The 12,401-nt window shown below is 67.9% G+C and carries 8 protein-coding genes; 1 reads left to right on the top strand and 7 read right to left on the bottom strand.

Annotated features, from left to right (window positions below; translation table 11 throughout):
* Positions 1 to 149: 149 nt before the first annotated feature.
* Complete coding sequence (locus tag N5C25_RS19100) at positions 150 to 1,571, top strand: M28 family peptidase (protein ID WP_058982076.1); 1,422 nt, start codon at positions 150 to 152, stop codon at positions 1,569 to 1,571.
* A 163-nt stretch (positions 1,572 to 1,734) separates the two neighbouring features.
* On the opposite strand, the gene N5C25_RS19095 is transcribed toward N5C25_RS19100, so the two are convergent.
* From N5C25_RS19095 to N5C25_RS19065, 7 genes are all read right to left on the bottom strand, one after another.
* Entirely contained in the window at positions 1,735 to 2,568 is an 834-nt protein-coding gene (locus tag N5C25_RS19095) for a TrmH family RNA methyltransferase (protein WP_279937656.1), read from the bottom strand.
* Positions 2,569 to 4,080: an alanine/glycine:cation symporter family protein gene (locus N5C25_RS19090; RefSeq protein WP_021202003.1), complete on the bottom strand. Its 1,512-nt coding sequence runs from the start codon at positions 4,078 to 4,080 to the stop codon at positions 2,569 to 2,571. It abuts the gene before it with no gap.
* A gap of 179 nt (positions 4,081 to 4,259) precedes the next feature.
* Complete coding sequence (locus tag N5C25_RS19085; protein ID WP_279937654.1) at positions 4,260 to 4,799, bottom strand: GNAT family N-acetyltransferase; 540 nt, start codon at positions 4,797 to 4,799, stop codon at positions 4,260 to 4,262.
* On the bottom strand, positions 4,792 to 7,917 hold the full coding sequence (locus tag N5C25_RS19080) for an efflux RND transporter permease subunit (RefSeq protein ID WP_279937653.1): 3,126 nt from the start codon (positions 7,915 to 7,917) through the stop codon (positions 4,792 to 4,794). The genes N5C25_RS19085 and N5C25_RS19080 overlap by 8 nt, the downstream gene beginning before the upstream one ends.
* On the bottom strand, positions 7,914 to 9,020 hold the full coding sequence (locus N5C25_RS19075; protein ID WP_049448774.1) for an efflux RND transporter periplasmic adaptor subunit: 1,107 nt from the start codon (positions 9,018 to 9,020) through the stop codon (positions 7,914 to 7,916). The genes N5C25_RS19080 and N5C25_RS19075 overlap by 4 nt, the downstream gene beginning before the upstream one ends.
* 275 nt (positions 9,021 to 9,295) lie before the next feature.
* Positions 9,296 to 11,359, bottom strand: a complete 2,064-nt coding sequence (locus tag N5C25_RS19070; protein ID WP_279937652.1) for a TonB-dependent copper receptor — start codon at positions 11,357 to 11,359, stop codon at positions 9,296 to 9,298.
* A 71-nt stretch (positions 11,360 to 11,430) separates the two neighbouring features.
* Positions 11,431 to 11,862: a DUF2946 domain-containing protein gene (locus tag N5C25_RS19065; protein ID WP_279937650.1), complete on the bottom strand. Its 432-nt coding sequence runs from the start codon at positions 11,860 to 11,862 to the stop codon at positions 11,431 to 11,433.
* Positions 11,863 to 12,401: the final 539 nt, after the last annotated feature.

The following is a 12,401-nucleotide window of genomic DNA, read 5'->3' as shown; positions in this document are numbered from 1 at the left end:
AGAAGCAGGCGAAAGCCCCGCCCCGGCGGGGCTTTCGCTTTGCTGCATCTGGCGGGAAACAGCATCCGCGCCAGCCATGACCTCCCGCCCATGCGCCGGGCTGAACGACTGTTAAGCTCCAAGGCTTAGGTCCCTTCCCGGAGTTGTCCATGCGTCGCCGCGTTCTTGCCATCGCATCCTCCCTCGCCCTGCTGGCCGCCCCGGCCTTCGCGGCGCCGCACACCACTACCCTGCCCCCGGCGTCGCTGGCCACCGCCGCACAGCTGCGCGACCAGGCCTTGGCCGATGACACCGGCTGGAAGGTGGTCGAATCGCTCACCACCGAGATCGGCCCGCGCATCGCCGGCAGCGAGGCTGACGCCCGCGCCGTGGCCTGGGCCGAAGCCAAGTTCAAGGCACTGGGCTTCGACAAGGTGTGGAAGGAACCGGTGACCTTCCCGAAGTGGGAGCGCCGCAGTGAACACGCTGCCGTGACCGGCAAAAATCCGCAGCCGCTGCAGATCACCGCACTGGGCGGCAGCCCGGGCGGCACCGTTGAAGCCGAGGTGGTGCGCTTCGCCGACCTGGCCGCACTGCAGGCGGCGCCGGCCGGTTCGCTCAAGGGCAAGATCGCCTTCGTCGATTACCAGATGCTGCCGTTCCGCGATGGCCGCGACTACGGCCGCGGCGGCGCGATCCGCAGCAAGGGTCCGTCCGAGGCGATCCGCAAGGGCGCGGTCGGTTTCCTGATGCGTTCGGCCGGCACCGACTCGCACCGCGTGCCGCACACCGGCATCACCCGTTTCGATGACGGCCTGACCCCGGTGCCGTCTGCGGCACTGTCGGTGCCCGATGCCGACCAGCTGGCCCGCCTGCTGGCCCGTGGCAGCACCACGGTGAAGGTGGCGCTGGACTGCGGCTGGGATGGTACGGCGACCTCGTACAACGTGATCGGCGAGATCACCGGCCGCAGCCTGCCGAAGGAAGTAGTGGTGATCGGCGGACATCTGGATTCGTGGGACCTGGGCACCGGCGCGGTGGATGACGGCGCGGGCGTGGGCATCACCATGGCCGCAGGCCACCTGATCGGCCAGCTGAAGCAGGCACCGAAGCGCACCATCCGCGTGATCGCCTTCGCCAACGAGGAACAGGGCCTGTATGGCGGCAAGGCCTATGCCGAAGCGCACGCGAAGGACGTAGCCCTGCACCAGCTGGCCGCCGAGAGCGACTTCGGCGCAGGCCGCATCTACGCCTTCAATACCGGTTCGCCGAATCCGGACGGCTCGCGTGAAGCGACGAGGCAGATTGCCGAAGTGATGAAGCCGCTGGGCATCGAATACCAGGCCGACAAGGGTGGCCCGGGCCCGGACGTCGGTCCGCTGGCTGCCAAGGGCGGTGCGTGGGCGTGGCTGGCGCAGGACGGCTCGGACTACTTCCACCTGCACCACACCGCCGACGACACGCTGGACAAGATCGACCCGAAGGCACTGGCACAGAACGTGGCCGCATATACTGTGTTCGCCTACCTGGCGGCGGAAGCCGATGGCAGCTTCGGCAGCGAGGCCAAGGCGACCACGCCGCCGAACGAATGATGCGGTAGCGCCGGGCCATGCCCGGCGTTTGCGGCGGGAAGAGCGGTGCGAACCAAGGTTCGCACCCACCAAGTCAGATCCCGCATCGGTAGCGCCGGGCCATGCCCGGCAAGCACAGCGGCACGAGCGGTGCGAACCAGGGTTCGCACCCACCGGGCGTCACTCAGCCGCGGCTGCTCGCCCACTGCGCCAGCAGCACGGCCGTGGCGGAAGCAACATTCAGGCTTTCAACCGCGCCGCTGCCCGGAATCGACAGCTGCTGGTCACACTGACTGGCCAAACCGCGATCCATGCCTTCACCTTCCGCGCCCATCACGTAGACCAGGCGGGCCGGCAACGACGCGCGGAACACGTCATCACCGCCCTCGACCAGGGTTGCGGCCAGGCCAAAACCGGCTGCGCGCAGTTGTGCCATTGCCTGAGCGGTCTCCGGCAGTTGCACCAGCGGCACCGCTTCTGCACCGCCCTCGGCCACGCGCGCGGCGGCACCGGACAGCGCCAGCGTGCTGCCGGCCGGCAGCAGCAGCGCCTTGGCGCCGAAGTGTGCGGCCGAGCGCAGGATCGCGCCGAGGTTGTGCGGGTTGCCCACGCCATCAAGCCACAGCGCCAGCGCCGGGCCGTCACCGACCTGCTGCAGCCACTGCGCCAGCGGCAGTGCCGGTGCGCGCAGTATGTCGGCCACCACGCCTTCGTGATGGGTGGTGCCGGCGAGCTTGTTCAGATCGCCGTCTTCAACCACGCGATACCCCACGCGGTTGGCCACGCACCACTTCAGCAGCGGCTGCAGGCGCGGAATGCGCGCCTCCAGCAGGTACAGCTTGCGCAGCGCCTGTGGCCGCGCTTCGAACGCGGCCAGCACGGCATTCAGGCCGTACAGGCGCAGCTCGTCGCTGCCACCGCGTCCACCACCGCCCGTGGCCGGCACCTCCGGGCGCGGCAACGGCGTTGCGCGCGGCGGACGGGCGGACGGGCGGCGGTTGTTCCAAGGGTTGTTCACTTACACACTCTCCTGCTTGCGCTGGCGCCAGAAATCGGCGTTCTTGATGCCCAGGGCATCGGGGTCGAACACCGGATCCAGGCCCAGCTTCTTCTGTCGTTCGTAGTCACGCAGGGCCAGCATCGCCGGCTTCTGGATGATGAGGATGGCAATGATGTTCAGCCAGGCCATCAGGCCCACGCCGATGTCGCCCAGCGCCCAGGCCAGGGTGGCATTGTGGAACGCGCCGAACACCACCATGCCGATGATGCCCAGGCGCAGCACCAGCACCGTCAGCGGGCGCTTCCTGTTGTGGTTTACATAGCTGAGGTTGGTCTCGGCCATGTAGTAGTACGCCATGATGGTGGTGAAGGCGAAGAAGAAGATGGCGATGGACACGAACGCCGAGCCCCAGCCCGGCAGCACCGCTTCCACACCCGCCTGCGCGTAGCCCGCGCCTTCCGGAATGCCGGCCAGGCCCTGGAAGATCGGCGGTGCGCTGGCACCTGCCGGCGAGTACACGTTGTAGGTGCCGCTGGCCAGGATGAGGAACGCGGTGGCGGTGCACACCATCATGGTGTCGAAGTAGATGGCGAATGCCTGCACATAGCCCTGCTTGGCCGGGTGCGAGACTTCCGAGGCGGCCGCTGCATGCGGGCCCGAACCCTGGCCGGCTTCGTTGGCGTAGATGCCGCGCTTGATGCCCCACTCCACCGCCAGGCCCATCATCGCGCCGAATGCGGCATGCGTGCCGAAGGCACTCTGGAAGATGATGCCGAACATTTCCGGCACGCGGTCGTAGTTGATGACCATGATGATGATGGCCATCAGGATGAAACCGGCAGCCATGAACGGCACCACCACTTCGGCGAAGTTGGCGATGCGTTTGACGCCACCGAAGATCACCACGCCCAGCAGCAGCGCGACCACGATGCCGATGCCCAGCTTCAGCGCCTGCACCGATTCCATGCCGAAGGCCTGGCCGTCGAGCGGCCCGCACAGCGCGGTGCCACGGCAGGCGTTGATGATGCTGTCGGCGATGGCATTGGCCTGCACGCCCGGCATCAGGAAACCTGCGGCGATGATCGTGGCGATGGCGAAGGCCAGCGCGTACCACTTCAGGCCCATGGCCTTTTCGATGTAGTACGCCGGGCCACCGCGGTAGCGGCCTTCGGCGTCCTTGGTCTTGTAGATCTGCGCCAGGGTGCATTCCACGTACGACGTGGACGCGCCGAGGAAGCCCATCACCCACATCCAGAAGATCGCACCGGGGCCGCCGAAGGCGATGGCCGTGGCCACGCCGGCGATGTTGCCGATGCCCATGCGGCCGGCCATCGACATGGCCAGGGCCTGGAACGAGGACACGCCGGCGTCGGATTTCTCACCCCTGACGGTGAGGCGGCACATTTCGAAGAAGCCACGGATCTGCATGAAGCGCGTGCGCAGGCTGAAGAACAGGCCGGCGCCCAGGCACACGAAGATCAGTGCCTTGCTCCAGATGATGCTGTTGATGAAGTGTACGGTTGCTTCCACGCGCGCTCTCTCCAGTCGGCGGGTTGTAAGGACGTCCCGTCGGCTGGAGGGGACCGGTCGATTCTCCCTGATCGAAGGCCGCCGCGGTAGCGCTGTCTTGTAGCGCCGAGCCCATGCCCGGCTTGGGCCCCGGGATCAGCCGAGCATGGGCTCGGCGCTACAGCGGCCAGCCCGCGCGTTCAGGGCAGCTGCGTGCGTACCCGGGCGAAGCGGCGCAGGTCGTGCAGCACGCCGCGCTTGTGGACCGCGCAGCGCTCCACGCCCTCTTCCTGGAAGCCGTTCTTCTCCAGCACCCGCGCCGAGCCGAGGTTGAAGTCGACCACCGTGGCCTGCAGCCTGAACAGGCGCAGCTCGTCCATCACCCAAGGCGCAAACACACCGACCACCCGGGTCATCAGGCCCTGGCCCCAGTAGGCCCGGCCCAGCCAGTAACCCAGTTCGGCGGTATGCCCACGCTCGGCCACGCCCTGCTGGGCGCTGATACTGCCGCAGGCCTGGCCGTCGATCTCGATGGCCAGGTTCAGGGTGCCGGGAGCCAGCACGCGGCCGGCGAGGAACGCCTCGCCATCCCCGCGCGTGTACGGGTAAGGGAAGCGGTCGCGCAGACCGCGTGACACCTCGGCGTCGTTGGCGTGGTGCAGCAGCGATTCCAGATCATCCGGGCGCCAGGGGCGCAATTGGAAGCCTTCACCTCGCAGCACGGTGGTCGGGTCAGGCATGGCCACCCACCGACGGCGATTCCGCTTCCTGCTTCTCCAGCTCGCGCTTCACCGCTTCCGGCGAGCGGGTGTACGGGGCCAGCCGTGCGTAGAACGCCGGCACCACGAACAGCGACAGGAAGGTCGAAAGAGTTACGCCGAAGATGATCACGATACCGATCGTGCCACGGCTGGCCGAGCCGGGGCCACCGGCGACCACCAGCGGGATCGCGCCGACCACGGTGGCGATCGAGGTCATCAGGATCGGGCGCAGGCGCACCATCGCCGATTCGATGATCGCCTCGCGCACCGTGCGCCCGTCATCGCGCAGCTGGTTGGCGAATTCGACGATGAGGATGCCGTTCTTCGCGGCCAGGCCAACCAGCATCACGATGCCGATCTGGCTGAACAGGTTCACCGTGCCGCCACTCACCCACAGGCCGACCAGCGCACCGAGCACACCCAGCGGCACGGTCAGCATGATGGTGAGCGGGTGGATGAAGCTTTCGAACTGCGCGGCCAGCACCAGATAGACCACCAGCAGGGCCATCGCGAAGGTCAGCAGCACCGCGCCACCGGCGCTCTGGTATTCGCGCGATTCGCCCTTCCAGTTCACCTGCGCGTACTGCGGCAGCTCTTCGCGCGTGACCTGCTGCGCCCAGGCGATGGCCTCACCCAGCGGATAGCCCGGCGCCAGGCCGGCGCTGATGGTGATCGAACGCAGTCGGTTGAAGCGGTTCAGGGTGCCGGCCTCGGCCACTTCGCTCAGCGTGACCAGGTTGGACAGCGGCACCAGCTCGCCGGAGGTGGCACGCACGCGGATCGCGGCCAGGTCGGCCGGGCTGGCACGGCCATCGCGCCCGGCCTGCACCAGCACGTCGTACTCCTCGCCGTTGTCGACGAAGGTGGTGACGCGGCGCGAACCCATCATGGTTTCCAGCGCCGATCCGATCGCGGTGACCGGCACGCCGAGGTCGGCCGCGCGCTGGCGGTCGATGTTCACCCGCATTTGCGGCCGGGTTTCCTTGTAGTCCGAGTCGGGGCCGACCAGGCCGGGATTGTCGGCCATGCGCAGCAGGATGCGGTCGCGCCACTGCGCGATCTCGGCATATTCGGGGCCGCCCAGCACGATCTGGAACGGCTGCCCGCCACTGCGCACCAGGCCACCGCCCACCTGCGTGCGCACGCGCACGCCGCGGATGGTGTCCAGTTCTTTCTGCAGCGCGTCGGCCACTTCAGGCGTCCCCTCGCTGCGCTGGCGCCACGGCTGCAGGAAGATGCTGACGCGGCCGGTGTGCATTTCCTCGCTGGCGCCCCAGCCGCCCGGCACGCGGGGGTTGGCACGCACGATCGGCTTGTCCGGGCCGACATGCGGTGCCAGCATCGCTTCCACCTGCTGCACCTGCTGCACGGTGTAGTCGTAGCCGGCGCCTTCCGGGCCGTCGATCATGATCTGGAACGAACCGCGGTCTTCGGCCGGCGCCAGTTCCGACGGCAGCAGCTTGAGCAGGCCCCAGCTGGCAGCCAGTGCGGCCACCATCACCAGCAGGTAGATCCAGGTGCGGTCGACATGGTGGTCGAGCACGCGACCATAGCCCGAGGCCAGGCGCTCCAGATTGCGGTTGATGAAGCCATGCAGGCCACGTGGTGCCTGCCCGGTGTGCGGCTTGAGCAGCTTGGACGCCATCATCGGCGTCAGCGTCAGCGCTACGAATGCGGACAGCGCCACCGCTGCCGCCAGCGCCACCGCCAGCTCGCGGAACAGGCGCCCGGTATTGCCTTCCAGGAAGCCGACCGGCAGGAACACCGCCACCAGCACGGCGGTGGTGGCTATCACCGCGAAGGCAACCTGCGTGGTACCGCGCTTGGAGGCCACCAGTGGGGGCTCGCCCAGGTCGATGCGGCGCTGCACGTTTTCCACCACCACGATCGCATCGTCCACCACCAGGCCGATGCACAGCACCAGTGCCAACAGGGTCAGCAGGTTGATCGAGAAGTCGAACGCGTACAGTGCGATGAACGCGGCCACCAGGCAGACCGGCACGGTCACCGCCGGAATCAGTGCGGCACGGAAGCTGCCGAGGAACAGCCAGATCACCGCCAGCACCAGGATCATCGCCTCCACCAGCGTGGCGTAGACGCGATCAACGGCGGCTTCGATGAAGGTGGTGTTGTCGAACGCAACAAAGATCTGCGTGCCCTTGGGCAGGGTCAGTGCTACCCGCTCGGCTTCAGCGCGCGCGGTGCGCGCCACGTCCAGCGAGTTGGCGGTGGAGGTCTTGACGATACCCAGGCCGATGCCCGGCTCGCCGTTACTGCGGTAGTAGGCGCGGCGCTCGGCCGAGGCCAGTTCGATCTTCGCCACGTCGCCCATGCGCACCACGTAGCCGTCGCGGCCCTTGCCCAGCGGGATGGTCGCGAAATCCTCGGGCTTGATGTAGTTGCGCTCCACGCGCAGGGTGAAATCACGGTCGGTCGACTCGATGCGGCCGGCCGGCAGTTCCACGTTCTCGTTGCGCAGTGCGGTTTCCACGTCGCCGGTGGTCAGCCCACGTGCGGCCAGCTGGTCACGGTCCAGCCAGATGCGCATCGCATAGCGCTGGCGGCCGCCGATGCGGACCTGGGCCACGCCGTCGAGGCTGGAGAAGCGGTCGACCACATAGCGGTCGGCGTAATCGCTCAGTTCCAGCGTGTCCATGGTCGAAGAGACCATGTTGAACCAGATGATCGGGTCGGCATCGCTCTCGACCTTGGCGATTTCCGGCGGACGCGCTTCTTCGGGCATGCGGTCGGCGACGCGGCTGACCGCATCGCGCACGTCATTGGCCGCCGCTTCGATATCGCGGTTGGAGGTGAACTCGATGCTGACCTGCGAGCGGCCGTTGGTGCTGCGCGCATTGATCGTATCGATGCCTTCGATGCCGGCCAGCGCATCTTCCAGCACCTGGGTGATGCGGCTTTCGATGACCGCCGCCGAGGCGCCGGTGTAGTCCACCGACACCGACACGATCGGCGGATCGATGGCGGGCAGTTCGCGCAGGGTCAGGCGGGTGAAGGACATCACGCCCAGCACCAGCAGCAACAGGCTCATCACCACGGCGAACACCGGCCGCTGGATGGAGATGTCGGACAGCTTCATCCGCCGTGGCCCTCGGCCGCGACCGGCGCCGGTGCATCCGCCGGCTTGGCACCGCTGGCCGGGGCCGCATCCTTGGCCGCGACCTTCAGGCCCGGGCGCAGCTTGCCGGTGCCATCGACCACGATGCGCTGGCCGGCTTCCAGGCCCTGCTTGATCTCAACCACGCCGGCACGGCGCGCACCGGTCACCACGTCCACGCGCTCAACGCTGTCGTCGCTCTTGATGCGGTACACGAACGTGTCGCGGCCCACCTGCACCACGGCGATTTCCGGCACCACCAGCGCCGGGCGCTCGGGGCGGAACAGGCGCACGTCCAGCAGCATGCCCGGGCGCAGCGCGTGGTCGCTGTTGGCGAAATCGCCGCGCACGGTCACCGCACGGGTCGCCGGGTCGATGCGTGCGTCGATGGTACTGACCACGCCCTCGAAGGTGCGGCCCGGCCACGCTACGCTGGTGGCGCTGACCTTGTCACCGACGCCCAGTGCGGCCAGTTCCACTTCCGGCACCTGGAAATCGATGTGCATGTGCTCGATGTCGTCGAGCGTGGCGATGACCGTGGTCGGGGTCACCAGCGAGCCGGGGCTGACCTGGCGGATGCCGAGCACGCCGGCGAACGGTGCGCGTACACGGCGATCACCGATGTCGGCCTGCATCTGCATCACGCGCGCCTCGGCGGCGTCACGGATCGACTTCTGCGTATCCAGCGTGGCGCTGGACACCAGCCGCTGGGAGGCCAGCTCGCGCTGGCGCTTGTACAACTGGTCGGCCTCGTGGAAGGTGGCCTGCGCCTGCACCAGCGCCGCTTCCTGGGCCTGCCCGCGCAGCGTCACGATCGGTGCGCCGGCGGCGATGTGCTGGCCGCTTTCGAAATGCACCTTCTCGACGATTTCGCTGACCTTGGCGGTGACGCTGATCGACTCGCGCGCCTTGGCCGTGCCCAGCGCCTGCAGCGTGTCGTTCCACTGCATGGGCTGCACCACCTGCGCCGTGACCGGCACTGCTTCGCCCTGCCGACGCGCGGCGGCCTCCTGTTTGCCTGCGCACCCGGCCAACACGGCCAGGCTGAGGCCAAGGGCCAGGGTCGAAGCGATACGAGCCAACATGAATGATCCTGATTGATCCACGGCCGCCGAGTGTAGGCAAGGCCCCGCAAAAGCGGTATGTGCCAAGCGTTTACCATCGTGGAACCGAAGCCGTGATAGCGCCTTGAACCCGTTCCGTGCAAGGCTGCCCTTGGCGGTGTCGGCGTGTGTCGGGTTGTATCCAGCCGTGCACCACGGGCGTTGCCATCGTAGAGTCGAAGCTGCCCGACAGAGGGCGTCGGGCGGGGACGGATCCTGGCGGGGATCCGGCCCCGGTTTTTTTTGCACCCGGCGGATCAGTACCGGTAGTTCACCTTCATCCACAGGCTGCGCCCGGGCTCGTTGATGCGCACCGGGTCGGCCGGGAAGCCGAAGTCGGCACTGCCGGCCAGGTTCAGGTGCTCGCTGTAGGCGCGGTCGAACAGGTTGTCGACGCCCGCGCTGAGCTGCAGCTGCGAACTGAAACGGTAGGCTGCGTTGAGCCCGAAGGTGGCGAAGCCGGCACTCGGCCCCAGGTCCTGCGCTACCACATTGCCCTGGCCATCGGCGACACGATGCTGGTGGGTCACCGCGCGCAGCAGCGCACCGGCACTCCAGCGCTCGCCTTCCCAGTTCGCACTCAGGCGCGCTTCCAGCGGTGGCATCTGCGGCAACGGACGCTGCTGGTCGCGGTTCTCACCCCAGGCATAGGCCAGCGTGCCACCCAGCTTCCACTGCCCGGCCAGGCTCACTTCCAGCCCGGCTTCGGCACCGGCGATGCGCGCATCGACGTTGCGGGCCTGGCTCATGCCCATCATGCCGCTGCCGTGGTAGGTGAACAGGATGTAGTCCTGGATCTGCCCGGCGTACGCCGAAACCCACGCCTGCACACGCGGCCCCTTGTACTGCAGGCCGACGTCGAGCTGGGTGGTGCGCTCGGGCTGCACGCCGGTGAACGCGTTCACTGCACCGGCCGGGCCATGGTTGGGCGAGAACAGCTCCCAGTAGTCGGGCATGCGCTCACTGTGACCGAGGCCGGCGTACCAGGTCAGGCGATCGGCAAGGTCCTGCTCGTAACGCAGGAAACCGCTGCCGAGCCATTCCTTGCGCGTCTGCCCGGCGCTGGGATTGGGCCGGTTGCCCATCATGCCGCGGATCGATTGCCGCTCATCGCGGACGCTGGCACGGTCGATGCGCAGGCCACTGATCCAGCGCTGGTCGGTGCCGGCGCCCAGGGTCAACTCGGTGAACACGCCGTAGCGGCGGAAGTTGGCATCGGTCTCCCAGGCGGCCTGGCGGTAGGTGTCGCGGCCCATGCCCATGCGGCCACGATGGCGGCTGTCTTCGCCATCCACACCGGCCACCAGTTGCACGTCCTGCCAACGCCACTCGGAACTGACCCGGCCGCCCTGGGTACGGCGGTCCACGTTCGAGGCCATCGGCATCGGCATCATGCTGTGCGGGTTCGGCGTGCGCAGCGTGTAGTTGTCCATCACATGGTCGGCTTCGTTGTAGTACACGTTGGCCTGCAACGTATCCCACGCACCGGGCAGGTTGCGCTTCTCGAAGCGCGCGGCATAGCTGGTGCGTTCGAACGCAGCACCGTCCATGCCGCGCCCGGCGTAGCGCGCAATGGCATCGCCGGCACCGGCGGAGATTTCCAGCAGCGTGTCGGCATCCGGCGTCCAGCCGATGGCCACGTCACCGTTCCACTTGCGCCACTTCGACGGCACCACATCACCGTGGCCGTCCTTGTAGTCATCGGCCTCGGACCGGTTGCCGCTGGCGCGCACATAGCCGGTCGGATTGCCCAGGGTCAGGTCCAGCACCTGGTCGTTGCGGTTGCGCGAGCCGACCAACGCGCTGGCATCGGCACGCAGGCCTGGTTCATCGAAGCGCGGCGTGTCGCGCTCGAAGCGCACGGTACCGGCCGAGGCACCTGCGCCCCAGCGCACGCTCTGCGGGCCCTTGATGATGGTCAACCGGTCGAAGCTTTCCGGCGCGATGTAGGACAGCGGATTGTCCATGCGCGACGGGCAGGCACCGATCAGGTTGCCGTCGTTGCTGAGGATGTTCAGGCGCGAACCGAACATGCCGCGCAGCACCGGGTCGCCGTTGGTGCCGCCATTGCGGATGGCAGAGAATCCGGGAACGGTTTTCAGGTAATCGGCACCATCACTGGCCGGCACCGGCTGCCGCGGCAGGCGTGGGTCGGTCACCCAGTGCAGCGGCGAGGACGGTGCGGCGGCGGTGACCACCATCGTATCGAGGGTACGCGCCTCTTCGGCAGGCGCAGCGTAGGCCAGTGACGTGGTCACGGCCAGGCCAAGGGCAACCGGCAGGCGCGCGCAGGCGCCCGCGGGGCGGGAAGTCATTTTCATCGGAACAGCTCCAAGGTACGCACGCGCGCACGGCGCCCGGTCAGGCGTCGTGCGGCAGATTCACGGGGATATCAGCGGACGATGGAGACGCGCGGTGGCCCACGTGCGGCGTGTGCGGGCCAGTGCGGTGCGGGCAGCACCCGTTGCGACCACGGGAACACCAGGCGCGGCCGCCACAGCAGCGGCAACAGCAGCACCAGCACCGCCAGCCATGGCAGCAGGCGCATGGCCAGTACGCAGTATTCGCAGGCTTCGCCATGCATGGCGTGGGGATCGGCCGCGGGGCGGGGCACTGCCGGCGCGGCGCCGTGCTGATCGTGCCCGGCCATGGCCATGTCGTGCATGTCATGGCCCATGGCGGCGTGGTCCATGCCCGCCATTGCGGTGTGGTCCATCGGCGGCACCTGCAGCGCGCGGCTGACCAGCGGCGCAAGCACCATCAGCAGCGTCGCCAGGATGGCGAGCTGGAGCAGAAGACGCTGCGGGCGGGACAGGCGGGTCACCCCGCTAGTGTAGAGGCGGGTCCTGGGTTACCCGTGCGACGAACCGTCGCAGGAGGGGGGTTATCGGCAGGGCTGCGCGCTGCACCCGCTGCGAGCTGGAGCAACAGCAACAGCCGAAGCAAAAGCCGGCTTCCTGTGGGTAGGCGGGGTGGGTCCGGTTGCGGGAGACGCCGTAAACCCCGCTCCGCGGTCCGGCCCAGCCGCTGGCGGCTGTGCGTTCGGGCGCTTGCGAAGCAGTGCTTCGCAAGCAAAGCGCCCTCACCCATGGGGGCTTGGCCGCAGCATCCATGCCGCGGACACTCCCGCAACCGGACCCACCCCGCCTTCGACAGATCTCTGCGATCTGCAGTAGATCCACGCCATGCGTGGATGAATCTCCATCGGAATCGAATATTTCGAACTGGAATCGAAAAGCATCCACGCATGGCGTGGATCTATCGTGTCGACCAAGGTCGACACCTACCAACAGCCATCGGGATCTGTCAGAGGTGGGGCGGTGTGGGCAGGCAGGACCGTTGGCGCCATGGATGGCGCCATCG

Source organism: Stenotrophomonas sp. GD03958 (genome assembly GCF_029839005.1).
In the GTDB taxonomy this organism is placed as follows: Bacteria; Pseudomonadota; Gammaproteobacteria; order Xanthomonadales; family Xanthomonadaceae; genus Stenotrophomonas; species Stenotrophomonas hibiscicola.
Note: the sequence above shows the minus strand (reverse complement) of the source record. Positions and strands in the feature narration are given on the sequence as shown.

Bases quoted from the DNA above. Each gene is read 5' to 3' on its own strand.
- N5C25_RS19100 (WP_058982076.1), top strand. From the start codon at position 150: ATGCGTCGCCGCGTTCTTGCCATCGCATCCTCCCTCGCCCTGCTGGCC.
- N5C25_RS19085 (WP_279937654.1), bottom strand. From the start codon at position 4,799: ATGCCTGACCCGACCACCGTGCTGCGAGGTGAAGGCTTCCAATTGCGC.
- N5C25_RS19080 (WP_279937653.1), bottom strand. From the start codon at position 7,917: ATGAAGCTGTCCGACATCTCCATCCAGCGGCCGGTGTTCGCCGTGGTG.
- N5C25_RS19075 (WP_049448774.1), bottom strand. From the start codon at position 9,020: ATGTTGGCTCGTATCGCTTCGACCCTGGCCCTTGGCCTCAGCCTGGCC.
- N5C25_RS19070 (WP_279937652.1), bottom strand. From the start codon at position 11,359: ATGAAAATGACTTCCCGCCCCGCGGGCGCCTGCGCGCGCCTGCCGGTT.